Annotated in this window: 23 protein-coding genes; 11 read left to right on the top strand and 12 right to left on the bottom strand. The window is 66.1% G+C overall.

Going from position 1 to position 22,620, the window contains the following annotated elements:
* The first annotated feature begins 24 nt into the window (after positions 1 to 24).
* Positions 25 to 654 carry a TIGR02117 family protein gene (locus tag HZY97_RS10210; RefSeq protein WP_257214998.1) on the top strand — a complete coding sequence of 210 codons (630 nt, stop codon included), beginning with the start codon at positions 25 to 27 and terminating at the stop codon, positions 652 to 654.
* Positions 651 to 1,361, top strand: coding sequence for an alpha/beta fold hydrolase (locus HZY97_RS10205; protein ID WP_180143248.1), 711 nt, complete (start codon positions 651 to 653; stop codon positions 1,359 to 1,361). Before HZY97_RS10210 ends, HZY97_RS10205 begins: the two co-directional genes overlap by 4 nt.
* On the opposite strand, the gene HZY97_RS10200 is transcribed toward HZY97_RS10205, so the two are convergent.
* Genes HZY97_RS10200 through HZY97_RS10180 form a run of 5 tightly spaced genes read right to left on the bottom strand, consistent with a single transcriptional unit; the run spans position 1,358 to position 3,933 of the window.
* Positions 1,358 to 1,789: a DUF5990 family protein gene (locus tag HZY97_RS10200; RefSeq protein WP_180143246.1), complete on the bottom strand. Its 432-nt coding sequence runs from the start codon at positions 1,787 to 1,789 to the stop codon at positions 1,358 to 1,360. The two genes, HZY97_RS10205 and HZY97_RS10200, sit on opposite strands and share 4 nt — an antisense overlap.
* A 2-nt stretch (positions 1,790 to 1,791) precedes the next feature.
* A complete protein-coding gene (locus HZY97_RS10195) occupies positions 1,792 to 2,091 on the bottom strand; it encodes a putative quinol monooxygenase (protein WP_180143244.1) in 300 nt (99 codons plus the stop codon).
* Positions 2,091 to 2,954 carry a signal peptidase I gene (lepB, locus tag HZY97_RS10190; RefSeq protein WP_180143242.1) on the bottom strand — a complete coding sequence of 288 codons (864 nt, stop codon included), beginning with the start codon at positions 2,952 to 2,954 and terminating at the stop codon, positions 2,091 to 2,093. Before lepB ends, HZY97_RS10195 begins: the two co-directional genes overlap by 1 nt.
* A 4-nt stretch (positions 2,955 to 2,958) precedes the next feature.
* On the bottom strand, positions 2,959 to 3,315 hold the full coding sequence (locus HZY97_RS10185; RefSeq protein WP_180143240.1) for a GntR family transcriptional regulator: 357 nt from the start codon (positions 3,313 to 3,315) through the stop codon (positions 2,959 to 2,961).
* Positions 3,316 to 3,333: 18 nt separating this feature from the next.
* Positions 3,334 to 3,933: a nitroreductase gene (locus tag HZY97_RS10180; RefSeq protein WP_180143238.1), complete on the bottom strand. Its 600-nt coding sequence runs from the start codon at positions 3,931 to 3,933 to the stop codon at positions 3,334 to 3,336.
* Between the two features lie 168 nt (positions 3,934 to 4,101).
* On the opposite strand from HZY97_RS10180, the gene HZY97_RS10175 reads away from it, so the two are divergent.
* Positions 4,102 to 5,898, top strand: coding sequence for a peptide MFS transporter (locus HZY97_RS10175; RefSeq protein ID WP_180143237.1), 1,797 nt, complete (start codon positions 4,102 to 4,104; stop codon positions 5,896 to 5,898).
* Positions 5,899 to 6,233: 335 nt separating this feature from the next.
* On the opposite strand, the gene HZY97_RS10170 is transcribed toward HZY97_RS10175, so the two are convergent.
* Entirely contained in the window at positions 6,234 to 6,884 is a 651-nt protein-coding gene (locus HZY97_RS10170; protein WP_180143236.1) for a TetR/AcrR family transcriptional regulator, read from the bottom strand.
* Between the two features lie 83 nt (positions 6,885 to 6,967).
* On the opposite strand from HZY97_RS10170, the gene HZY97_RS10165 reads away from it, so the two are divergent.
* The gene (locus tag HZY97_RS10165) at positions 6,968 to 7,708 is read left to right on the top strand and encodes a 3-oxoacyl-ACP reductase family protein (protein ID WP_180143235.1); all 741 of its coding nucleotides are present in this window, start codon (positions 6,968 to 6,970) and stop codon (positions 7,706 to 7,708) included.
* A 63-nt stretch (positions 7,709 to 7,771) separates the two neighbouring features.
* Here HZY97_RS10165 and HZY97_RS10160 read toward each other — a convergent pair whose 3' ends face one another.
* From HZY97_RS10160 to acs, 3 genes are all read right to left on the bottom strand, one after another.
* A complete protein-coding gene (locus tag HZY97_RS10160; protein WP_373684335.1) occupies positions 7,772 to 9,802 on the bottom strand; it encodes a M13 family metallopeptidase in 2,031 nt (676 codons plus the stop codon).
* Between the two features lie 75 nt (positions 9,803 to 9,877).
* The gene (locus HZY97_RS10155) at positions 9,878 to 10,381 is read right to left on the bottom strand and encodes an O-acetyl-ADP-ribose deacetylase (RefSeq protein WP_180143233.1); all 504 of its coding nucleotides are present in this window, start codon (positions 10,379 to 10,381) and stop codon (positions 9,878 to 9,880) included.
* Positions 10,378 to 12,321: an acetate--CoA ligase gene (gene acs / locus HZY97_RS10150; protein WP_180143231.1), complete on the bottom strand. Its 1,944-nt coding sequence runs from the start codon at positions 12,319 to 12,321 to the stop codon at positions 10,378 to 10,380. The genes HZY97_RS10155 and acs overlap by 4 nt, the downstream gene beginning before the upstream one ends.
* 167 nt (positions 12,322 to 12,488) lie before the next feature.
* Here acs and HZY97_RS10145 point away from each other — a divergent pair, with 167 nt between their 5' ends.
* The 4 genes from HZY97_RS10145 to HZY97_RS10130 are packed head-to-tail and all read left to right on the top strand — an operon-like array spanning position 12,489 to position 17,325.
* On the top strand, positions 12,489 to 13,964 hold the full coding sequence (locus HZY97_RS10145) for an efflux transporter outer membrane subunit (protein ID WP_180143229.1): 1,476 nt from the start codon (positions 12,489 to 12,491) through the stop codon (positions 13,962 to 13,964).
* Entirely contained in the window at positions 13,954 to 15,387 is a 1,434-nt protein-coding gene (locus HZY97_RS10140; protein ID WP_180143227.1) for an efflux RND transporter periplasmic adaptor subunit, read from the top strand. Before HZY97_RS10145 ends, HZY97_RS10140 begins: the two co-directional genes overlap by 11 nt.
* Positions 15,374 to 16,117 carry an ABC transporter ATP-binding protein gene (locus HZY97_RS10135; protein WP_180143225.1) on the top strand — a complete coding sequence of 248 codons (744 nt, stop codon included), beginning with the start codon at positions 15,374 to 15,376 and terminating at the stop codon, positions 16,115 to 16,117. The genes HZY97_RS10140 and HZY97_RS10135 overlap by 14 nt, the downstream gene beginning before the upstream one ends.
* On the top strand, positions 16,117 to 17,325 hold the full coding sequence (locus tag HZY97_RS10130; RefSeq protein WP_180143223.1) for an ABC transporter permease: 1,209 nt from the start codon (positions 16,117 to 16,119) through the stop codon (positions 17,323 to 17,325). Before HZY97_RS10135 ends, HZY97_RS10130 begins: the two co-directional genes overlap by 1 nt.
* On the opposite strand, the gene HZY97_RS10125 is transcribed toward HZY97_RS10130, so the two are convergent.
* Together HZY97_RS10125 and HZY97_RS10120 are read right to left on the bottom strand one after the other, a co-directional pair.
* A complete protein-coding gene (locus tag HZY97_RS10125) occupies positions 17,294 to 17,938 on the bottom strand; it encodes a nucleotidyltransferase family protein (RefSeq protein ID WP_180143222.1) in 645 nt (214 codons plus the stop codon). The two genes, HZY97_RS10130 and HZY97_RS10125, sit on opposite strands and share 32 nt — an antisense overlap.
* On the bottom strand, positions 17,925 to 18,836 hold the full coding sequence (locus HZY97_RS10120) for an XdhC family protein (protein WP_180143220.1): 912 nt from the start codon (positions 18,834 to 18,836) through the stop codon (positions 17,925 to 17,927). Before HZY97_RS10120 ends, HZY97_RS10125 begins: the two co-directional genes overlap by 14 nt.
* Before the next feature lie 88 nt (positions 18,837 to 18,924).
* Between HZY97_RS10120 and HZY97_RS10115 the strand changes: the two genes are divergently transcribed.
* The 3 genes from HZY97_RS10115 (at position 18,925) to HZY97_RS10105 (ending at position 22,013) form a co-directional block, all read left to right on the top strand.
* Positions 18,925 to 19,971: a glycerophosphodiester phosphodiesterase gene (locus HZY97_RS10115; protein ID WP_373684364.1), complete on the top strand. Its 1,047-nt coding sequence runs from the start codon at positions 18,925 to 18,927 to the stop codon at positions 19,969 to 19,971.
* 7 nt (positions 19,972 to 19,978) lie between these two features.
* Positions 19,979 to 20,278, top strand: coding sequence for a hypothetical protein (locus HZY97_RS10110; RefSeq protein ID WP_180143218.1), 300 nt, complete (start codon positions 19,979 to 19,981; stop codon positions 20,276 to 20,278).
* A 136-nt stretch (positions 20,279 to 20,414) separates the two neighbouring features.
* A complete protein-coding gene (locus HZY97_RS10105; protein WP_180143216.1) occupies positions 20,415 to 22,013 on the top strand; it encodes a hypothetical protein in 1,599 nt (532 codons plus the stop codon).
* 17 nt (positions 22,014 to 22,030) lie between these two features.
* Here the strand turns inward: HZY97_RS10105 and HZY97_RS10100 are convergent.
* A partial coding sequence (locus HZY97_RS10100) for an acyl-CoA dehydrogenase C-terminal domain-containing protein (RefSeq protein ID WP_180143214.1) occupies positions 22,031 to 22,620 on the bottom strand: 590 nt, incomplete at its 5' end.

Here is a 22,620-nt window from a genome sequence, read left to right as displayed (position 1 = left end):
TGCAGGTGCGAAATGGGGGCGGGTTTGCGGCTGATCAAACGGATGCTTGGGGGGCTGGTGCTGATGGTGGTGCTGTACCTCGCCGCCGCGGGGTTGGGCGCGGGACTCGCTACCAATAGCGGGCGCGAGCCGCCGACGGAGGGCGTACGCATCTATGTCGCCGACAATGGCGTGCACACCGACCTGATCCTGCCCGTCGACGCCTTTCGCGACTTTGCGCGGCCCGAGCATCTCGCCGATCCGCGCTATGGCGCCGAGCCGTATCTCGCCTTTGGCTGGGGCAATCGTGACTTCTACCTGCACACCGCCAAATGGACCGACGTCAATGCGTGGCGCGTGGGCAAGGCGCTGGTCGGCGCGGGGTCGACGGTGCTGCACGTTGCGCATGTGCCTGAGCCGCGGGCCGGCGGGTCGGTGCGCACGCTGCTGCTGCGGCCCGAGGAATATCGCCGGCTGGTCGACCATGTCCGCGGCACTGTTGCCGCCGGGCCAGTGGTGCGCGGCTATGGCGCGCGCGACGCCTTCTACTCGGCCAAGGGCGGCTATAGCGCGCTCACCACCTGTAATGAATGGACGGGCCGGGGCCTGCGCAAGGCGGGGGTGCCGATGGGGATCTGGACGCCGATGACCTGGGGCGTGATGCTGTGGCTATGATCCCAAAGACCGCCGCCGAGCCGCCGCCAAGGCTAGCCTTCGCACTCGAAGGCGCGCGCGCCGCGATCACCGTGGCGCAACTTACCCGCTTCCGTCTCGCCGGCCTGCCGCGTGGCGACGGCCGCCCGGTGCTGGTTTCGCCGGGCCTTGGCAACACCGATCGCTCGAACTTCGTGCTCCGCACCATGCTCAAGCGACTTGGCTACCGGCCTTATCCGTGGCAGCTCGGCCGCAATTTCGGCGTCCGCACCGTCGGCCCCGAATGCGAGAAGCTGATCGCACGGGTCGAGGAGATCCATGCCGAGACCGGTGAGCAGGTCACGCTGATCGGCGTGTCGCTGGGCGGAATCATGAGCCGCATCGTCGCGCATCGCCGGCCCGATCTGGTGCGCGGCGTGCTGACCGTCAGCTCGCCCTTTGCCGGGCCGCCCAGCGCGACGAATGTGTGGCGCCCGTTCCAGCTGCTCACCGGCGAGAAGATCACCGATCCGGTCGTCGTAGGCCGGCTGGAGGAAGCGGCGCGACCGCTGCCGATGCCGTCCGCGGCGATCTGGAGCCGCAGCGACGGGTTCGTGAACGGCCTGATCTGCCGCGAGGCCGAGGGCGCCGCCTGCCGCGCGGTCGAAGTGCGCAGCAGCCATTTGTTCGTCCAGATGAAGCCGCAGGTGCTGCGCGCCGTGGCGGAGATATTGGGCGGCTGGGCCTAGCCCGCGACGAGGCGCCGCCCGGTCGGCCTTATGGTGGCGCAAGCGGGCGTGCCGTCCTTGCCGGTGCCGTTGATCGTGGTTTCGATGATGCCACCGCCTTGGGCTGCACGGTCGAGCAGTGCGGCATCGATGTCGTGGATGTCGATCTTCATCCGGCGCGACCAGGGCGAGCCGGCATCGCCCGCCGCCTGGCCGATGCGAATATAGACGAAGCGCCGTTCGGGCCCTTCGCGGCGCACCTGGTCGCCGAAGAATTTGGGCCCCGGCGCAACACGCACCTGAAAGTCGAAGCTGAGCGCCTCGCCAGCGTGCGAGGCCTTGGGATCGAGCGGCAGATCGTCCTTGGCCTGCAGGCTGTGGCGCACGCCGATGACCGGCTGCTCGATGGTGATGCGCAGCGGGATCAGAATCTCGTCCGCCTTCGCCATGGCTAGGCCGGCGTTCCCGAATCCGCCTCGAACAGCGTCAGGTCGCGCCCGCCGATGCCCAGCTCGGGCCAGGCCGCGCGCCACGCCTTGATATGCGCGGCGGCCCAGTGCGCTTCGAGAGAGGCACGGTCCTGCCAATGTTCGGTGACGTGAATCAGCCCGGGCTCGAGCACATCCTCGCCATAGCTATAGTGGAGGCACCCCGCCTCGAGCCGGCTCGCCTGGACCATCGCCGCCATCGCCGGCCGCGCCGAATCGAGATTGTCCGCCGCAAGGCGGAAGGTGCCGGTGATGATCAGCATCAGCGGTGCTCGGGGCGCAGCGATTTGCCGGCACGATGACCGCGCAGCGAGGTGAAATAGGCGAACGGGTTCAGCCACGATCCTTCGCCGGTATAGCTGTGCGTGATCAGCTCGGCGCGTCCGCCCAGGCTTTCGACCGGCACCGGGCCGCCCAGGCCGTTCTCCTCGAGCGAGAAGCGGCTGTCGGCCGACTGGTCGCGATTGTCGCCCATCAGGAAGACTTGTCCCTCCGGAACGCGGACCGGAGCGAAGTTGTCCCGCGGGGAGATATAACCGCCGGGCAGATACGTATCGCCCAGGTCGAGAACGAAGTAGCTCGTTCCGTTCGGAAGCGTCTCCTTGAACCGCGGAAGTTGGCAGTAGAGCCGGCCATCGGGCCCCGGCTTGCGGAAGGGGAGCAGCATGGGCTCGTCACAGGGAACATTGGCGTCCACTGCGATCATTGCCGGCCCCGCAGCCACGCGCGGCACCGGCGTGCCGTTGAGGATCACCACGCCGTGGCTGACTGCGATCGTGTCGCCCGGCAGGCCGATTACCCGCTTGATCAGGTCCGACCCGTCCCCGCGCCGCGCCACCGTGACGATGTCGCCGCGTTCGGGCAGCTTGCCAAACAGGCGGCCGGGGATGACCTCGCTGCCATGGATCGAGAGCGAGGCATAGGACCAGCCATAGGGATATTTGGAGACGACCAGCCGGTCGCCCTTGAGCAGCGCCGGCATCATCGAGCTGGACGGAATGTAGAAGGGCTTGGCCGCCACGCTCTGAAAGGCGAAGACGCCGGCGAACAACAGGCCCCAGGCGAGCGCCGTGCGCGCCCAGCTCGTCTTCTCCGGTACGGCGAGCGTTTCGTCGGCCGCCGTCATCGGATTAGGCCGTTTCGCGGTCGAGCAGTTCGTGGACGTCGAGGCCGAGCAGCGCGATATGCTCCTTCACGCGCGGCCAATAGCCCTTGAGGAAGCGATCGCGCTCGGCGATGCGCAGCTTCTCCACTGCGCCCGGCAGCACGAACATGCCAACGCCGCGGCGGACCTCGACATAGCCATCGTCCTGGAAGCTCTGATAGGCCTTGGCGACCGTCAGCGGGTTGGCGCCATGTTCGGCGGCCAGCGCACGCACCGACGGAAGCTGATCCCCTGCCCGGTATTGCCCGCGCAGGATCGCCGCAGCGATGCTGGCGCGCAGCTTGAGGTAGACCGGGCTGTCCTCGTGCTCTAGCGCTGTCATGCTGCTATAATACACCAATTAGGCTTGGGGTCCATACCCCGGATTCCATTCCTGTGCGATTTCGGACAGTGCCGGCCTGGGACGCTCTTCCAATGGCAAAGCCGGTGTGCCGATGAAGACGAATCCCGCGATCTTCTGCGACGCATCGCCGAACAGGTCGCGCACTGCGTCCGAATAGGCGGCCCAGCCCGTGATCCACGCGCCAGTGAAGCCCATCGCGTGCGCGGCGTGGAGCAGGTTCATGCAGACCGCGCCGGCCGAAAGCTCCTGCTCCCAGACCGGGATCTTGTGCGGCACCACCGGCGCGGAAAGCACGACCACCAAAGCCGGTGCCTGGGTGGCGAACTGGATCGCGGCTTCCTCGTCGCGCGCAGTGCAGTCCTGCTTTTCGCTGCGCAATATCGCAGCGAGCTTGTCGCCCAGCGCGGCGCGCGCCGCGTCGGGCACCGTGACGAAGCGCCAGGGGAAGAGCTTGCCATGATCGGGGGTGCGCGCGGCGATCTCGAGCATCGCCTCCAGCTGTTCGGGGCCGGGGCCGGGGCCGGCCATGTCGCGGGGCTTGCCCGATCGGCGAGTCCGGAGATGGGCGAGCAGGCTGGAAGTGTCGTTCAAAGTCATGACGGGTCATCTAGGGAGCCGCGGCGGCCGCGCCAACGCGCTTTTGTGCGCAGCGTGATCGGACCCGGCCAAAATCGCGCATGCTTTACAGCGGCTTCATTCCCTATAGTTTGGCCGCCCATGCGCCGGGCCTGAGCCCGGATACCGATATCAAAGGGCAATAACCGCATGGTCGACACTCCAACCGCCGATAGTCCGGCAGAGCCGGACATCACCCACGTCAATCCCGCCAGGGAAGCGACGTGGTTCGGGCATCCCCGCCAGCTGGCGCGCCTGTTCACCACCGAGATGTGGGAGCGCTTCGGCTATTACGGCATGCGCGCGCTGCTCACGCTGTATCTTACCCAGCACTTCATGTTCGGCGATCGCGAGGCGACGGGCATCTATGGCGGGTTCACGGCCCTAGTCTATTTGACCCCGCTGGTGGGCGGCTATCTGGCCGACCAGTATCTGGGTTCGAAGCGCGCAGTGAAGTTCGGCGCGATCATCATGTCGCTCGGCTATGCCATCCTCTGTTTCGGCGGCCCGACCGCGACGCCGCACGCGACGATCGACGGCCAGCGCTATGAAGTGTCGATCGCGAAGAACGCCGAAGGCAAGGAAGTCCGCTACGTCGTCGACGGCGCGAAGAAGCTTGAGATCAAGGGCAATGACGACGGCAGCGTCGACCTGCTCAACGCGGGTGTGTCCGAGCGCAAGGTCGCCAAGGGCAGCTTCGAATCCGGGGCGGACCGCAGCGCGCTCTATGTGATGGTGATGCTGATTGCGCTGTCGATGGTCTCGGTGGGCAACGGCTTCTTCAAGCCGAACATCTCGACCATGGTCGGCGAGCTCTATGAGCAAGGCGACCGGCGCCGCGACAGCGGTTTCACCATCTTCTACATGGGCATCAACACCGGATCGCTTTTCTCGCAGATCCTCTGCCCCTGGCTGGCCGTCGCTTATGGCTGGAGCTGGGGCTTCGGCCTTGCCGCGATCGGCATGATGATTTCCTGGGCGCTGATCCAGTTCAACGGCGGCAAGCTCGACGGCTATGGCGAGCCGCCGGCCAAGCCCGGCGTGCAGCGCCAGCAATGGATCATCTATGCGGCGGCGCTGTGCGTCGTGCCGCTCTTCTACCTGCTCTATGTCAACCTGATGCACTCGGCCGCACCGGCCGAGGGTTCGGGCTTTATCGGCTATGTCGCTTCGCTGCCGCTGATGGGCAAGCTGCTGTTTGGCTCGTTCCTGCTCGGCGTGCCGGCAATCCTGGTCTGGTCGTTTGTCGCAGGCAGCAAGACCGAATTCCAGATGATGCTGGCGGCAATGGTGCTCATCGTCTTCAACGTCGTGTTCTGGACGCTGTTCGAGCAGGCGGGCTCGTCGCTCACGCTGTTCGCCGATCGTAACACCAACCTGTCGGTATTCGGCTGGTTCACGATCACCGCGGGGCAGACCCAGTTCTTCAACGCTGCGTTCATCGTGCTGCTCGCGCCGTTCATGTCGATGATGTGGACCGCGCTGGCGCGGCGCGGGCTCGAGCCTTCGATCCCGGTGAAGTTCGGCATTGCACTGATCGGCGTGGCGGCAGGCTTCCTGCTGCTCGTCTGGGGCTCAAGCTATGCCGATTCGAACTTCCAGGTCGGCCTGTGGTGGCTGGCGGGTCTCTATTTCATCCACTCGTTCGCCGAGCTTTGCATCTCGCCGGTGGGCCTCAGCATGATCACAAAGCTGTCGATCGCGCGCGTGGTCGGCCTGATGATGGGCGTGTGGTTCCTGTCGATCTCGGTGGCGCAGTATTTCGCCGGCGTGATCGCGCAGTTCGCCAGCGTCGACACGGTTGGTGGCCAGGTGGTCAACCTCAAGGTCAGCCTTCAGGCCTATGTTGATGTGTTCACCACGATCTCGATCGCGGCGATCATTCTCGGCGTGCTGCTGCTCCTGCTGAGCTGGCCGCTGAAATACTGGATGCACGGTGTGAAGTAAGCGTCGCGCAATCGCAAAAACGAAAAGGGGGAGCGTCGCCGCTCCCCCTTTTTGTGTCAGGTGGCCGCCGGATCAGGCAGCGCCCTCTGATGTTGCCGATCAGGCGGCGAGGCGCAGCTCGACCGGCTCGTCGGCCTGGACTGCGACAGGAGCTGCAACCGGCAGCGTCACCGGGCGGCGCGCGGCGAGATAGAGCGAGATAAGCGAAAACATCGGGAAACCCTCATTGCGTGTTTGCTGCAATGCAACATAGACGCAAATGGGCGAGGGTTGCGGTTTCTGCAACTGCAATGACACCGGTAGTCGATTGCATGAAATGCAATCGCATCGCGGTCTCAGCCAGCGACGCGCGCATCCCAGCCCAGCATCGCGATACGCGCGGCTTCCTCGAGTTCGGCGCGGCCGGCGCCGTCACGGGCGAGGATCGACATGCCGCTCTGCATCGTCTGTGCGAAGCGGGCGAGCGCCTGGATATCGGCCGAAGCCGGCAGCTCGCCCTCGGACACGGCCTGCGCCAGCCGCGCCTCGAGCCGCTCATATCCCGTCCGGCGCGCCGCGCGCATCGTTTCGCTCAGCGCCGATGCGCCGTCGCTCCCGGCCGAAGCCAGCGTCACCATGCAGCCGAGCGGATTGTCGGCGAGCGAGCCGGTCAGCGCCGCCGCTGAATCGAGCAGATAGGCGAAAACCGCCTCGCGCGCTGTCGTGGCAGCGCGAAACCCGTCCCACACCAGCGCGTCGTAATTCTCGCCATAGTGGCGCAGCGCTTCGAGATAGAGCGCTTCCTTCGATCCGAACGCGGCATAGAGGCTGGGTGCGCCGATGCCCATCGCCTCGGTCAGATCGGCGATCGACGTCGCCTCATATCCCTTTTGCCAGAACAGCCGGGTGGCGCGCGCCAGCGCGGCCTCGCGATCAAAGGCGCGCGGGCGGCCCCTACCGCGAGGGGTAGCTTCCTGGGCTCCAACGGGTGAGTCAGAATTTTGCATCGATCGCTATATAATTCCCTTGACGTCCTGCGACAACATCCCCAGCTAATATTGTAACGATCACTACAGAAAAAGGATTGATCATGTTGGAACTGACGGGAAAGCGCGCTCTGGTAACGGGTGCGGCGCGGGGCATCGGCGCCGGGATCGCGCTGGCGCTGGCGGACAAGGGCGCCGACGTCGCCATCACCTATGAGCGCTCGGCCGATCGCGCCGCCGAACTGGTCAAGGCAATCGAGGCCAAGGGCCGGCGCGCGCTGGCTATCCAGGCCGACAGCGCCGATCCCGAGGCGATCAAGCGTTCGGTGGCGGAAGCGGTGGCGGGGCTCGGCGGGCTCGACATCCTGGTCAACAATGCCGGCATCGCGCGCTACAGCAATGTCGATGATCTCAACCTCGCCGACATCGATGCGCTGCTCAACGTCAATGTGCGCTCGGCGGTGATCGCCTCGGGCGCGGCGATGCCGCATCTGCCCGAGGGCGGCCGGATCATCACGATCGGCTCGTGCCTTGCCGAGCGCGTGTTCGCGCCGGGATCGACGCTCTATTCGATGACCAAGTCGGCGCTGCTCGCCTTCAATCGCGGCCTGGCCCGTGATTTGGGCGCGCGCGACATCACGGTGAACCTGGTCCAGCCGGGCCCGATCGACACCGACATGAACCCGGCCAATGGCGAACATTCGGACGGGCTGCGCAGCTTCACGGCGCTTGGCCGCTACGGCACGGTCGAGGATATCGCCGCGGCGGTGATGTTCCTCGCCAGCCCGTCGGCGCGCTTCATCACCGGCTCGATGCTCGCTGTCGATGGCGGCCTGAACGCCTGACCCCCGGCAGCAAAACGGCCCGGCATCGCTGCCGGGCCGTTTCGTTCTGGTGGGCCTGAAGGCTTACCAGATGTGCACGCGCTGCTCGGGCGCGAGATAGAGTGCGTCGCCCGGCTGGATGTTGAACGCCTTGTACCAGGCATCGACATTGCGGACGATGCCGTTGACGCGGAACTTGGCCGGCGAGTGCGGATCGGTCAGCGCATACTGGCGGGCGGCATCCTCGCGCACCTTGGTCTGCCAGGCCTGGGCATAAGCGAGGAAGAAGCGCTGGTCGCCGGTCAGGCCGTTGATCACTGGCGCCTTGCCGTGCTCGGCCTGGTACTTCTGGAACGCGCCATAGGCTGCCTCGACGCCGCCGAGATCGCCGATATTCTCGCCGAGCGTCAGCTTGCCCTGCACCTTGGTGCCGGGAACGGCCTCATAGCCGTCATATTGCGTCGAGAGCGCCGAGGTGCGCTCGCCGAACGCCTTCTTGGCGCTGTCGGTCCACCAATTCTCGAACTTGCCGGTCGGGCCGAACATGCTGCCCTGGTCGTCGAACCCGTGCCCCATTTCGTGGCCGATGATCGCGCCGATTGCGCCATAGTTCACCGCCGGATCGGCGTTGGGATCGAAGAAGGGCGGCTGCAGGATCGCGGCCGGGAAGGTGATCTGGTTGGCCAGCGGGTTGTAGTATGCGTTCACCGTCTGCGGGGTCATGTCCCACAGGGTGCGATCGACCGGCTTGGGGAAGCGTTCGAGCTGGAGCTTCTGCTCGAACTCGCCCGAACGCATCGCATTGCCGAGCAGGTCGCCGCGGACGACCTTGAACGACGAATAGTCGATATATTTGTCCGGGTGGCCGATGCGCGGCTCGAAGGCGGCGAGCTTGGCGAGCGCGGCCTTCTTGGTCGCGTCATCCATCCAGGTCGAGGCGCCGATCCGCTCCTGATAGGAGGAGCGCAGATTCTCGATCAGCTCGGCCATCTGCTTCTCGGACGCGGGCGGATAATATTTGGCGACATAGGCCGCGCCGACGGCTTCACCGAGCGCGCCGTTGACCATCTGCACGCCGCGCTTCCAGCGCTCGCGCTGCACCTTCACGCCCGACAGCGTCTGCGAATAAAAGGCGAAGCGGGTGTCGTCGAAGGCCTTGGGCAGGAACTGCGCATGATCGCTGACGAAGCGATAGGCGAGATAGTCCTTCCAGCCCTGGAGCGGGGTGGCGACCATCAGCTTGCCGAGCGCGGTGACGGCAGTATTCTGCGTCATCAGCACCTTGGGCGAGCTCTCGAGACCGGCGGTCTTGAGCATCAGCGCCCAGTTGAACTCGGGTGCCTTGGCCTTCAGGCCCGCAAGCGTCTGCGGGTCGTTGAGCTTGGCGATGTCGCGGCTCTCGGCAGGCGACCACTGGACCTTGGCCATCGCGGTTTCGAGCGCGACGATCGCATCGGCCTTGGCCGCGGCATCGGGGATGCCGGCCAGTTCCTGGATCTTCTGGACATAGGCGCGATACGCGGTGCGGAAGGCGTCGTACTTGGCGCCTTCGAGCAGGTAATAGTCGCGCGGCATGCCGAGGCCGCCCTGGCCGGTGACCGCGGTATAGTGCGTCGGGTCGGCGAGGTCGGGGATCACGCCCAGCTCGACCGGCGAGGCATAGCCGACGCTGGCGAACAGCACCTGCAACGCGTCGAGGTTGTTCACTCCGGCGATCCTGGCGAGATAGGGCTTGAGCGGCGCGGTGCCGAGCGCCTCGATGCCGGCCTGGTCCATCCAGCTGGCGTAAAAGTCGCCGACCTGCTTGCCGCTGGCGCCGTACGCCGCCGGGTTCTTCGCCATGTCGTCGAGGATGGCGCGGACATTCGCTTCGGCCTCGACCGAGAGCTGGGTGCCGAAGCCGGCCGACGTGCGATCGGCGGCGATCTCGACGCGGTCGTTCCAGCCGCCATTGGCGTACATCCAGAAGTCGTCGCCCGGCTTCACGCTCGGCTTTTGCGACGTCAGGTCGATGCCGAAGCTGCCATATTTCGGCGCCTGCTTGGCGGTCTGCGCGATCGCCGGCGAAACCGCGACCAGCGCCACGCCAGCGGCGAGACGGACCAAAACACTCATTTTCATAGGATTCCCCCGGGTGACTGTATTAGCCGGGTGTAACGCCGGGTAGTAACGCCCGCAACGGGATTCGCGTTACAATTCGTGTCTGTATGCCGCAGTGATTTCCGCGCCGAACGTGGCGAAGATAACCTGCAGATCGGGATCCTCGGCCAGCGCCTTGCGTGTCTCTGCGACGGCGATCCGCGTCGCTGCGTCAATCGGATAGCCATAGACGCCGCAGCTGATCGCCGGGAAGGCGAGGGTGCGAAAGCCATTGGCCCGGGCGATCTCGAAGCAGCGGCGATAGCAGCTGGCGAGCAGTTCGGGTTCGCTGTGCCGGCCGCCTTGCCAGACCGGGCCGACGGTGTGGATCACATGGGATGCGGGCAGGCGGTAGCCGCGCGTAAGCTTGGCGTTCCCGGTCGCGCAGCCGCCGAGCGTGCGGCACTCGGCGAGCAGCTCGGGGCCGGCGGCGCGGTGGATCGCGCCATCCACCCCGCCGCCGCCGAGCAGCGAATTGTTCGCGGCATTGACGATCGCATCCACGGCGAGGGCGGTGATGTCCCCCTCGATCACGCGGATGCGATCCTCGCTCATCCCACGCGGTTCCTGACGAGATCGTCGACCACCGACGGGTCGGCGAGCGTCGAAGTGTCGCCCAGCGACGAGACGTCGCCCTCGGCGATCTTGCGCAGGATGCGGCGCATGATCTTGCCCGAGCGGGTCTTGGGCAGGCCGGGCGCGAACTGCAGCGCGTCGGGCGTCGCGATCGGGCCGATCTCGGTGCGGACCCATTTGATCAGCTCGGCGCGCAGCGCATCGTCGGCCACGCAGTTCGCGTTGAGGGTGACATAGGCATAGATGCCCTGGCCCTTGATGTCGTGCGGCATGCCGACGACCGCGGCCTCGGCCACCTTGGGATGGAGCACCAGCGCGCTCTCGACTTCGGCGGTGCCCATGCGGTGGCCCGAGACGTTGATCACGTCGTCGACCCGGCCGGTGATCCAGTAATAGCCGTCCGCGTCGCGGCGGCAGCCGTCGCCGGTGAAATACTTGCCGCGATAGGTGCTGAAATAGGTCTGGAAGAAACGCTCGTGATCGCCCCAGACGGTGCGCATCTGGCCGGGCCAGCTGCGGGCGATGACCAGATTTCCTTCGGTCGCGCCGTGGAGGATGTTGCCGTCGGCATCGACGATCTGCGGATCGACGCCGGGGAAGGGCTTGGTCGCCGAGCCGGGCTTGAGCGCGATGGCGCCGGGCAGCGGGGTGATCATCTGCCCGCCGGTCTCGGTCTGCCACCAGGTATCGACGATCGGGCAGCGGCCCTCGCCGACAATGTCGTAATACCAGCGCCAGGCCTCGGGGTTGATCGGCTCGCCGACGCTGCCGAGCAGCTTGAGCGACTTGCGCGAGGTGCTCGTCACATATTGGTCGCCCTCGCGCATCAGTGCGCGCAGCGCGGTCGGTGCGGTGTAGAGGATCTCTACCTGGTGGCGGTCGACCACCTGCCAGATTCGGCTGGCATCGGGCCAGTTGGGCACGCCTTCGAACATCAGCGTGGTGCCGCCGTTCGCCAGCGGGCCGTAAACGATATAGCTGTGCCCGGTGACCCAGCCGATGTCCGCCGCACACCAATAGACCTGGCCGGGGCGGTAGTCGAAAACGAGCTCGTGCGTCATGCTCGCCCAGAGCAGATAGCCGCCCGAGCTATGGAGCACGCCCTTGGGCTTGCCGGTCGATCCCGAGGTATAGAGGATGAACAGCGGGTCCTCTGCGCCCATCGGCTCGACCGGGCATTCGGCGGGAACCTCGGCGGCTGCCTCGTGATACCAGAGGTCGCGGCCCTCCTGCATCGGCACATCGCCGCCGGTGGCCTTCACCACGATCACCTTTTCGAGGCAGGCAACATGCTTGGCAGCCGCATCGACATTGGTCTTGAGCGGAACCTTCTTGCCGCCGCGCCGGCCCTCGTCGGCGGTGATGACGACCGAGGAGTCGCAATCGGTGATGCGGCCGGCCAGTGCTTCGGGCGAGAAGCCGCCGAACACCACTGAGTGGATCGCGCCGATCCGCGCGCAGGCGAGCAGCGCGAAGGCGGCCTCGGGAATCATCGGCATGTAGATCGTGACGCGGTCGCCCTTCCGGACACCCTGCGCCTTCAGCACATTAGCGAAGCGGCAGACTTCGGCATGGAGCTGGCGATAGGTGAAGTGCTTCGGCTCCTCCTCCGGCGCGTCGGGCTCCCAGATGATCGCGACTGCATCCCCGCGCTTGGCGAGGTGGCGGTCGATGCAGTTGGCAGAGACGTTGAGCTTGCCGTCGGCGAACCAGTTGATCCGGAAGTCGCTCTCGTCGAACGACCAGTCGCCGGCGATCTCGGGGCGCTTGATCCAGTCGAGCCGGCGCGACTGTTCGAGCCAGAAGGTGCCCGGATCGGCCAGGCTGCGGCCATAAAGCTTCTCATAGCCTTCAGCATCCACCCGAGCGTTGCGTGCCCAGTTTTCCGGCACGGGGTAGACGCTGACACTATCGCTCATCGCTTCGGGCTCCTCGCTGATTGGCGCCTCTCTGCCCAAGCAAGGCGCGCTCGCCAAGCGACAAATCCGTTCCGGCAGCGCTCCGATCCGCACTTTCGTGCGCGTCGAGACATATTGCGACAATAATATACTGGAACTGAAACGGTCCACGAAACATCTAGAGGGCCATGGCCAACCGTCCGCTAACCCTGAGCTTCGCGCTCATGCTGCCGCTAGCCGCCTGTTCGGTGGGCCCGGACTATCATCCGCGCGCCGCCGCCGAGCTTGGCGTGCCCGATGCCTGGTCGGTTCCGGCAGACCAGAAGGCGCAGGAAGACCTGAGCCAGTGGTGGACGCGGTTCGACGATCCGATGCTCGCCAGCCTGGTGCAGCGTGCGCAGGCGACGAACCTCGACGTGGCACAGGCCGTCGTCCGGCTCCGCCAGGCACGCGAGTCGCTCGTCCAGCAGCGTGCCGACCTGTTCCCCAGCCTCAGCGCATCGGGCGGCATATCGCACAGCGAGCCGCTGCGCGGCGGCACCAGCACCACGACGCTGCCCGACGGCACGGTGACCAGCTTCTCACAGGGCGGCAGCACCAGCTTCTCGCTCGGCGCGGATGCCAGCTACCAGGTCGATTTGTTCGGCGGGGTGCGCCGCGGCGTCGAGAGCGCGCGGGCGGGCTATGAGGCGAGCGGCTATGACTATGCCGCGGTGCTGATCTCGGTCGAAGCCGAGACGGCGCGTAACTATGTGCTGGCCCGCGTCGCACAGGCGCAGATCGCCAATGCGCATGACAGCCTGGGCATTTCCAACGACAATCTCGAGATCGCCGGCTGGCGCGTGCAGGCGGGACTCGTCTCGTCGCTCGACCAGGAACAGGCGCGCGCCAACAACGCCCAGATCGCTGCGGCGATTCCGTCGCTCGAGGCGAACTACAACTCCTATGTGTCGCGGCTTGCCGTGCTCACCGGCCAGGCGCCGGGCGCGCTCAAGGCCGAGATGGCAGCGGTGAAGCCGATCCCCAAGGGGCCGGCGGAAGTCGCCGCTGGCATCCCCGCCGATGCGCTGCGCCAGAGGCCTGATGTGCGCGCGGCCGAGCGCAATCTCGCTGCCGCCACCGCCAATATCGGCGTCGCCACTGCGCAGCTCTATCCCGCACTGTCGATCGGCGGCAGCATCGATTCGGGTTCAAGCGCGCTCACCTCGATCCTCGACACGATCACCGGGCGGCTGTTCGCCAACATCGCCCAGACGATCTTCGACGGCGGCCGCCGCGCGAGCCAGGTCCGTTCGTCCGAGGCTGCGGCGGACGGCGCCTTCCTCGCCTACAAGTCGACGGTGCTGACCAGCCTTGAGGATATCGAGAACGCGATCGTCGCGCTGCAGACGGCGCAGGCGCGCGAGAAGCAGTTCGCCATCGCGTTCGAGGCATCGACCAACCAGGCGCTGCTTGCCCGGATGCAATATCGCTCGGGCCTCACCGATTTCACGACGCTCAACCAGGCCGAGGCCTCGCTCATCACTGCGCGCAACGGGCTCGTTTCCTCGCATTCGGACGAGGCGACCGCGCTGATCCAGCTCTACCAGGCGCTGGGCGGCGGCTGGGACGCGAGCAAGACCCCCACCGCTCCCACGACAGGCAGCACCGCCAATGGCAACTGATCCCAACCAGAACCTCGACAGCTTTCTGGGCACTCCGCCGCGTCCGTGGTGGCGGCGCTGGCTAAAATGGGGCCTGATCGGACTTGGCGCGCTGCTGGTGATCCTGCTCGGCTGGCGCTTCTTCGGCACCAGCACCGAGACCAGATATGCGACCGAGGAAGCCCAGCGTGGCAACCTGACCGTGACGGTTTCCGCCACCGGCAAGCTCGCCCCGACCAACCAGGTGCAGGTGGGTTCGGAGCTTTCGGGCCTGGTCGAGAAGGTGATGGTCGATGTGAACGACCGGGTGGTGAAGGGCCAGCCGCTGGCAGTGCTCGATACCTCGCGCCTCGATGACGCGATCACCCAGAGCAAGGCGACGCTCAACGCTGCGATCGCCACGGTCGCGCAGAACCAGGCGACGCTTGCCCAGGCGCAGGCAAACCTGGCGCGTCTGGAGGAAGTCAGCCGGCTGTCCGGCGGCAAGGTGCCTGCCAAGGTTGAAATGGAAACGGCCCGCGCCGATGTGCAGCGTGCCGTCGCCGGCGTCCGCTCGGCGCAGGCCAATGTCGTGTCGCAGCGCGCCGCGCTCTCCTCGAACGAGACGCAGCGCTACAAGGCGGTGATCCGCGCGCCGGTGAACGGCGTGGTGCTCGTCCGCCAGATCGACGAGGGCCAGACGGTCGCCGCCTCGTTCAACACGCCGACCCTGTTCGTCATCGCCGAGGATCTGAGCGCGATGGAACTGCAGGTCGCGATCGACGAGGCCGATGTCGGCTCGGTCAAGGAAGGCCAGCTCGCCAGCTTCACCGTTGACGCATTCCCGGGCAAGACCTTCCCGGCGACGATCACCCGCGTCGATCTCGGCTCGAACCTGACCGCATCGACCTCGTCGAGCAGCAGCACGACGACGAGCACCACCAGTGCGCAGGTCGTCTCCTATGCAGCGGTGCTGAGTGTAGCCAATGCCGACCAGCAGCTGCGCCCGGGCATGACCGCGACGGCGGAGATCATCACCAAGTCCAAGCCGAATGTGCTGCTGGTGCCCAATGCCGCGCTGCGCTTCACGCCGGCAACGCCGTCTGCCAGCGCCAGCAGTTCGGGCAGCGGTATCGCCGGGGCGCTGGTCCCGCGTCGACCCAGCCGGCGCAGCGCTGGCGGCGCGGACAAGCAGGCGGGCGGTGCCGCGGGCACGGGCAAGCAGCAGATCTATGTCCTCGATGCAGAGGGCAAGCCGCAGCCCGTCGCAGTCACCACCGGCGATACGGACGGTACCGTGACCGAAGTCACCGGCGGCGATCTCAAGCCCGGCGCCAAGGTGATCACCGGCCAGCTTGCGGGCAACAGCTCCGGCCAGCGGCGCTCGGGCAGCGGTCAGCGCCGCTCGGGCGGCCAGGGCGGCAGCTCGGGCGGTGGTTCGGGAGGTCAGCGTGGCGGCCAGTGATGGGCGCAGCAAGGGCGGCGCGCCGCTGATCCAGCTCCGCAAGGTCATCAAGACCTATGGCGAAGGCGCGACCGCTTTCCAGGCGCTGAAGGGCATCGACCTCGACATCAGCGCCGGCGATTTCGTCGCGGTGATGGGCCCGTCGGGATCGGGCAAGTCGACGACGATGAACATCCTCGGCTGCCTCGATGTGCCGAGCGGCGGCGAGTTCCGGTTCAAGGGCGTGCATGTCGAAAAGCTTGGCCGCGATCAGCGCGCGCTGCTCCGGCGCAAATATCTTGGCTTCGTCTTCCAGGGCTTCAACCTGCTCGCGCGCACCTCGGCGCTCGAGAATGTCGAGCTGCCTCTGCTCTATCGCGGCGATCCAAAGAAGGAACGGCGCGAGGCGGCGATGGCCGCGCTCGACAAGGTTGGGCTCAAGGACTGGTGGGATCATACCCCCGGCGAGCTTTCGGGCGGCCAGCAGCAGCGCGTTGCGATCGCCCGCGCGATCGTCACCAATCCCGATGTGCTGCTTGCCGACGAGCCGACGGGCAACCTCGACTCCGAGCGTTCGGTGGAGATCATGGAGCTGCTCACCGATCTCAACAAGACGAGCAACATCACCGTGCTGATGGTCACGCACGAGCCCGACATGGCCGCGTTCGCGCGTACTATCATCCATTTCAAGGACGGGCTGGTCGAGCGGATCGAGGCGAACCACCACCAGGGCGAGGTCGTGACCCAATAATGTTCGGCACTACCTTCATCCTCGCGATCCGATCGATCCTGCGCCACAAGCTGCGCTCGATCCTGACCGCGCTCGGCATTATCATTGGCGTCGCGGCGGTGGTCACCATGGTCACGCTCGGCAAGGCGACAACGGCCGCGGTGCAGCAGCAGATCTCTGCACTCGGCACCAACATCCTGCAGATCCGCCCGGGCCAGGGCTTCGGCCGCGGCGGCGGCGGCCCGCGCCCGCCCGACTTCAAGGAAGACGATGTCACTGCGATCCGCCGGCAAATCACCGGCGTCACTGCGGTCGCGCCCCAGGCGCAAAGTACCGCGACGGTGATCTATAACGGCGCCAACTGGTCAACGACGATCAACGGCACCACCAACGACTATTTCAAGGTCCAGCCCTGGCCGCTGGTCGAGGGGCGTTACTGGAACAACACCGAGGAGCAAGCCGGCAAGGCCGTCTGCATCATCGGCAACACGATCCGCACCAACCTGTTCCATGGCGGCGCGGCAGTGGGCGACCGGATCCGCGTCAACGGTGTATCGTGCGACGTGATCGGCATCGTCTCCACGCGCGGCCAGGCGGGCTTTGGCGGCGACCAGGACGATGTGATCATCATGCCGATCAAGCAGGTCCAGCGCCGTTTCACCGGCACGCGCGACATTCGCCTGATGCTGGTCGGTACCGATCCCGACTATGACAGCGCGCAGGTCCAGGCGTCGATCACCGACCTGCTGCGCCAGCGCCGCAACATCACCGGCGGCAAGGACGATGATTTCAACATCTTCGACACGGCGCAAATCAGCGCGACATTGACCGGTACGACGACGTTGCTCACCCAGATCGTCGCCGCGGTGGCTGGAATCAGCCTGGTCGTGGGCGGCATCGGCATCATGAACATCATGCTGGTGTCAGTCACCGAGCGGACGCGCGAGATCGGCATCCGCCTCGCCATCGGCGCCGTCGCCGCCGAGGTGCTGATGCAGTTCCTGGTCGAGGCCGTGGTGCTATCGATGCTGGGCGGCGTGATCGGGCTGCTATTGGCACAGATGGCCGTGGCGCTGATGTCGTGGCTGGGCTCCTTGCCCTTCCTGTTCGACATCCAGATCAACGTGATCGCCTTTGCGATCTCGGCAATCATCGGCGTGGTGTTCGGCTATTTCCCGGCGCGGCGCGCGGCGAGCCTCAATCCGATCGACGCGCTGCGTCACGAATGAGCGCGGGCGGCTGTTCGGGCAGCCCGTCGGTTCGCAAGCCATAGAGCTCGCGCAGTTCGCGCAGGTCGTCCTGCGTGTCGATGTCGACGAGCTCGGCGGGCGGGGCGATGACATGGTGGCCACGCCGGATCAGGTCGCGCGCGCCGTGATCGCCTTCGAGCTTGAGCAGTTCGGGAAACACGTCCCTGCCGAACAGCGCCGGCGGCATCGGGCTCACCCCGTCGGACGAAGCGACGATCGTCGCAGCACCGTCGGCGGCGTCCATCATCCGGCGGATATGCGCGGCGGTGACGCGGGGCATGTCGGCAAGCGCGACCAGCACCGCTTCGGCGCCGAGTTCTTGCGCGCGCGATACGCCGAAGCAGAGCGAGCGCGCCTGGCCGAGCGAAGGATCGGGGTTCTCGACTACGTCATAACCGAGCGCGGCGAAGTCGAGTTCGGTGTCCGATACCACGGCGATCCTGGCGGCAAAGGGTACGTGCGAGAGCGCCGTTACCACATGATAGGCGAGCGGCTTGTCGAGGAAGGGCTCGGCAAGCTTGTCGCCATCGTTGAACCGGTGCGAGCGGCCCGCGGCGAGCAGGATGAGGGCGACCTGATCAGGCTTGAGCATGAAATTTCTTCACCATGGCTGCGGCGATGGAAAGCGCGATCTCGGCGGGGCCGATCGCGCCGATGGCGAGCCCGGCAGGGCCTTCGATCCTGGCGACGTCGGCCTCGGAAAATCCCAGCGCAGCAAGCCGCTCCAGCCTGGCCGCGTGGCTCTTGCGCGAGCCGAGCGCGGCCACATAGCCGGTGCGGAAGCGCAGTGCCGCGGCGAGCGCGGCATCGTCGATCTTGGGATCGTGACTGAGCGTCACCACGGCCGTGGCGGGATCTGGCTGCAGGGCGGTCACGGCCTCGTCGGGCCATCTGTCGTCGAGCGTCACTCCGGGGAAACGCTCGGGCGTCAAAAATCTCCCGCGCGGATCGATGATTGTTGTTGCGATGCCCAGTTCGCGCGCCAGCCCGGCGAGCGTCTGGGCGATCTGCACCGCGCCGATGATCAGCAGCCGGCGTGGCGGATCGTAGCGGTTGAGAAACTCCCCCGGCCCGGTTCCGGAACGGCCGGTGGCGAGGTCGGTGTCGATATCGAGGTAATGGCCGCAGGCGCGTGCCGCGTCGATTGCGTCGAACAGCGCGGCGGGAAAGCCGCGATCCGATACCGGCTGGACCAGGACCGAGATCTCCCCGCCACAGGGGAGGCCGACCTCCCACGCCGCGGGATCGGCGACGCCATATTGCTTCACTGTCGCGGGCGCGCCGGCGATCACTTCTGCGGCGGTCTGCAATATGTCGGTCTCGACGCAACCGCCGGAGACTGATCCCTCGAACCGCCCGTCTTCGTGGACGATCATATGGCTGCCGCGCGGCCGCGGTGCAGACCCCCAGGTCGAGACGACGGTGGCCAGCGCCAGTCGTTCGCCCTTCCAGGCGCGGGCCGCCGCAAGCACGCTGTCGTTATCCGCCATATCGCCTCGCAACCGTCACAAGCCGGGTTTAGGCCCAACCCCGTAACGAAGGGAGAGTTTCGTGACGAGATCGTTGATTGCCGCGTTGATGCTGATGGTGCCGGGCGTGGCACTGGGGCAAGGTCATGCCATGCACACGGACAAGGTCATCGTCATCGCGCATCGCGGCGCCTCGGGCGAGCGCCCCGAACACACGCTGCTCTCCTATACTCGCGCGATCGAACAGGGTGCCGATTTCATCGAGCCCGATCTGGTGCCGACCAAGGACGGTGTGCTGGTCGCCCGGCACGAAAATAACATCACCGAGACCACCGACGTCGCGAACCACCCCGAGTTCGCTGCTCGCAAGGCGACCAAGACGATCGATGGCGAGACGATGACCGGCTGGTTCACCGAGGATTTCACCCTCGCCGAGCTCAAGACGCTGCGCGCCAGGGAGCGCCTTCCCAAGCTGCGACCCGAGAACACCAAGTTCGACGGCCAGGCCGAGATCCCGACGCTCGACGAAGTGATCGCGCTCGCCAAGAAGGCGTCGAAGGAAACCGGCCGCACGATCGGCATTTATCCCGAGACCAAGCATCCGACCTATTTCGCTTCGATCGGGCTGCCGGTCGAGCAGCGGCTGGTCGACAAGCTCAAGGCGGCGGGCTGGGATCGCGCCGATGCGCCGGTATTCATCCAGTCGTTCGAAGTGAACAACCTCAAGAAGCTCAGGACGATGACCAAGGTCCGCCTGATCCAGCTGATGGCGGGCGCCGGCGGCCCGGCTGACGGCGCGCAGCCGAGCTACAAGGCGATGATCACGCCGGAGGGGCTGAAGGCGGTCGCCACCTATGCCTATGGGATCGGTCCCGAACTGACGATGATCCAGCCGGCTTCGGGTCCTGCGACGACGCTGATCGCCGATGCGCACGCCGCCGGCCTGAAACTTCACCCCTGGACGTTTCGCGCGGAGAACTTCTTCCTCCTGCCCAGCTACCGTTCCGGCGCAAATCCGGCCGAACATGGTCGCATCAAAGAAGAAATCGAGTATTTCATCGGACTTGGCGTGGACGGTTTCTTCACCGATTTCCCCTATATTGGGGTAGAAGCGCGGGATGCGGCAGCGGGGTCGCACGGGCGCGCGGGGGGCTAAGGTTTTTATGCGCAAGTTTCTGGTTCCGATCGTTGCGGCGCTGCCGCTGCTCAGCGGTGGCTGCATCGCCAAGACGATCGTCGATGTTGCTACGCTCCCGGTGAAGGCCGGCGCGCAGGCAGCGGACTGGGCGACGACCAGCCAGGACGAGTCCGATCGCAATTACGGCCGCAAGATGCGCGAGAAGGAAGCTCGCGAGGGCAAGGAACTGCGCAAGCTCTGCAAGAAGAACCCCGAGGACGAGCGCTGCGTCGCCGGTGCCGATAACGGCTTCCGCGCCGATCCGGGCGGCAACCGCAGTCACTGATCGTTTTAAAGCGGCGCGGCGGTTCGGGGTTTTCCTGTAGCTATTGCTTCAGGTTAAACCAATTCGGCGCCAATAGCCTGCAAGACATTTCCCGCAAGCGCGTATGTTGCATGGCATCCAAAGTCAGGGGGATGCCATGTCTATACTGGACGCGCGCCTGAATAATCCGGCGCTGTTGCTGCTTCCCGCAGCGGTTTTGCTTGCTGGAATTGTCGCCTGCACCGAAAAGCAACCTGAGCCGGGCACCGCCGCGGGCGGCGCACCGCAGGTCTGCGTCAATCCTGCACCGATCCCGGCCAATTTCGATTATCCGCAACCGCCCGGCACGATCGAGAAATGGGTGGCCGCAGGCGATCAGGCACGCGCGCGCACGCATGGCTGGTATCTCTGGGCGGCGCTCAACAGCGGTGCCGGCGAGCCGGTGTGGCGCAGCTGGTGCACCTCCACCCAGGCCTTTGCCGGCAACACGCCCAGCCCGAGCCCGAGCCCGAGCCCGTCGGCCAGCGCGGCGATCACGGCGGAAGACGGCACCAAGCTGATCGGCGGCATGCTCGCCGGCCCGCCGACACTGCCGATGCGGCAGCGCAAATTCCTCAATGGCAGCGATCCGATCAACTTTCCGGTGGCGCCGCAATATCCGCTGCCTGCCGAAGTGGTGAAGCGCTATGCGAAAACGCAGTGCATCCAGGGCAGCGGCGCCAGCGCTGCGCTGGCCGATGGCCCGACCTTCGAGAACAATGGCGACATCATGGTCGCCGGCGTCACCTACAACCAGGCGGCGTTCGACTGGATTCGCGGCAAGGGTCTCTACCAGACCGCCACCTTGCAGGGGATGCTGCCCAAGGGGTCGGCTCAGGCCGATATCCCGGCGATGCCGCCTCAGTCGATCGTGCTCAAGCCGATGATGTGGCCGGTGCCCAGGGGTGGTTTCTCGGCGCTGCCGGTCTGGGACGACCAGGCGTCGGACGCTGGCCAATATGCCGGCTACGAGATCCAGAAAATGTGGCCGCGCGCCGTCGCGGTGACGGCCACGCCGCAGGCACAGGTCATCCCCGCCTCGGTAAGCTTCCTGCACGGCGTCACCATGGGCGGCACGCCGATCGGGCCGAACACCTATCAGAGGCCGCAGGTGGTCGGGACGGAGCAGTTCTACCATTACGAGCCCAACCTCGCGACGATGGACGCGTGTGACCGCGCGATCCTCGATGCCTCTGCCTATTGGGCCTATGGCCGGATGTTCCAGCCGGGCGACCAACTGGTGATGATCGCGATGCACATGATCACCAAGGAGCAGGGCGCCTGGACCTTCCAGTCGGTCTGGTGGCACGACAAGCCCGATCAGGGGCCTTATGCCGCCAACCGGCCGAACATCCCGGCCGGCCAGGCGCCCGGGCCGTGGCGCCATTATCTGATGACCTCGACCTATGGCTTTCCGGCGGTGCCCAGGGGGACGACCTGGCCGGTCGCCTACAACCCCTATATCGAGCTGGCGGCCGATCACCCGATCCGCACCAACTGCATGAATTGCCATCACCGCGCCGCGGCGCCGAACGGCAATTCGAGCTATCTTGCCAAGCCGGGGCCAGGCGCGCTCGACATCTATCAACAGAGCAATCCGATCTTCAACGGACTGCTCAAGGTCGATTCGATGTGGGCGATCAGCGACCGGGTGCCGGTGCCGAAGAATACGCCTACGCCGTCCCCGACCACAACCTCGGGGCCGGTGGGCAAATGAGTTAAAGGGGGAAGGCTCTACGCGGCGAAGCCCTCGGCATCGATCGCGTAGAGCATTTCCGCCTTTGCCATCGCGGCAGGCTTGAGCCCCATTGCCTCGGGGACGATCTGCTCGACATAAAAACGGGCGGCTGCCTGCTTCATCTTGAGGAAGGCCGGGTCACCCTCGCTGCGCGCAGCGGCGCGGCCCGAGGCTTCCATCAGCCAGCCGCAGACTGCCGTCGAGAGCATCGTCAGGAACGGATAGCTGGCAGCGAGCCGGTCATCCATTTCGCTGGTCAGCAGGTTGCGCGCGACTTCCTCGCAGGCGTCGATCAGGTTGAGCAGGCCGGTATCCTCGGCATCCTCGCGCATCTCGCTGAGCAGCCCCAACAGCGTGCCGCCATTGTCCATGCTGAGCTTGCGCCCGACCAGATCGGCAGCCTGAATGCCGTTGGTGCCCTCATAAATCGGCGTGATCCGCGCGTCGCGGAAATGCTGGGCGGCGCCGGTCTCCTCGATATAGCCCATGCCGCCATGGACCTGGACGCCGAGGCTGGCGACTTCGTTGCCGAGATCGGTGCCATGCGCCTTGGCGAGCGGGGTGAGCAGCTCGACGCGCTTGTCGG

It is taken from the genome of Sphingomonas sp. R-74633 (assembly GCF_013416555.1).
In the GTDB taxonomy this organism is placed as follows: domain Bacteria; phylum Pseudomonadota; class Alphaproteobacteria; order Sphingomonadales; family Sphingomonadaceae; genus Sphingomonas.
This window is presented reverse-complemented; position numbering and strand designations above follow the sequence as displayed.

Coding starts and splice junctions, on each gene's coding strand:
- HZY97_RS10205 (WP_180143248.1), top strand. CDS start 651: ATGATCCCAAAGACCGCCGCCGAGCCGCCGCCAAGGCTAGCCTTCGCA.
- HZY97_RS10200 (WP_180143246.1), bottom strand. CDS start 1,789: ATGGCGAAGGCGGACGAGATTCTGATCCCGCTGCGCATCACCATCGAG.
- HZY97_RS10195 (WP_180143244.1), bottom strand. CDS start 2,091: ATGCTGATCATCACCGGCACCTTCCGCCTTGCGGCGGACAATCTCGAT.
- lepB (WP_180143242.1), bottom strand. CDS start 2,954: ATGACGGCGGCCGACGAAACGCTCGCCGTACCGGAGAAGACGAGCTGG.
- HZY97_RS10185 (WP_180143240.1), bottom strand. CDS start 3,315: ATGACAGCGCTAGAGCACGAGGACAGCCCGGTCTACCTCAAGCTGCGC.
- HZY97_RS10180 (WP_180143238.1), bottom strand. CDS start 3,933: ATGACTTTGAACGACACTTCCAGCCTGCTCGCCCATCTCCGGACTCGC.
- HZY97_RS10175 (WP_180143237.1), top strand. CDS start 4,102: ATGGTCGACACTCCAACCGCCGATAGTCCGGCAGAGCCGGACATCACC.
- HZY97_RS10170 (WP_180143236.1), bottom strand. CDS start 6,884: ATGCAAAATTCTGACTCACCCGTTGGAGCCCAGGAAGCTACCCCTCGC.
- HZY97_RS10165 (WP_180143235.1), top strand. CDS start 6,968: ATGTTGGAACTGACGGGAAAGCGCGCTCTGGTAACGGGTGCGGCGCGG.
- HZY97_RS10160 (WP_373684335.1), bottom strand. CDS start 9,802: ATGAGTGTTTTGGTCCGTCTCGCCGCTGGCGTGGCGCTGGTCGCGGTT.
- HZY97_RS10155 (WP_180143233.1), bottom strand. CDS start 10,381: ATGAGCGAGGATCGCATCCGCGTGATCGAGGGGGACATCACCGCCCTC.
- acs (WP_180143231.1), bottom strand. CDS start 12,321: ATGAGCGATAGTGTCAGCGTCTACCCCGTGCCGGAAAACTGGGCACGC.
- HZY97_RS10145 (WP_180143229.1), top strand. CDS start 12,489: ATGGCCAACCGTCCGCTAACCCTGAGCTTCGCGCTCATGCTGCCGCTA.
- HZY97_RS10140 (WP_180143227.1), top strand. CDS start 13,954: ATGGCAACTGATCCCAACCAGAACCTCGACAGCTTTCTGGGCACTCCG.
- HZY97_RS10130 (WP_180143223.1), top strand. CDS start 16,117: ATGTTCGGCACTACCTTCATCCTCGCGATCCGATCGATCCTGCGCCAC.
- HZY97_RS10125 (WP_180143222.1), bottom strand. CDS start 17,938: ATGCTCAAGCCTGATCAGGTCGCCCTCATCCTGCTCGCCGCGGGCCGC.
- HZY97_RS10120 (WP_180143220.1), bottom strand. CDS start 18,836: ATGGCGGATAACGACAGCGTGCTTGCGGCGGCCCGCGCCTGGAAGGGC.
- HZY97_RS10115 (WP_373684364.1), top strand. CDS start 18,925: ATGCTGATGGTGCCGGGCGTGGCACTGGGGCAAGGTCATGCCATGCAC.
- HZY97_RS10110 (WP_180143218.1), top strand. CDS start 19,979: ATGCGCAAGTTTCTGGTTCCGATCGTTGCGGCGCTGCCGCTGCTCAGC.
- HZY97_RS10105 (WP_180143216.1), top strand. CDS start 20,415: ATGTCTATACTGGACGCGCGCCTGAATAATCCGGCGCTGTTGCTGCTT.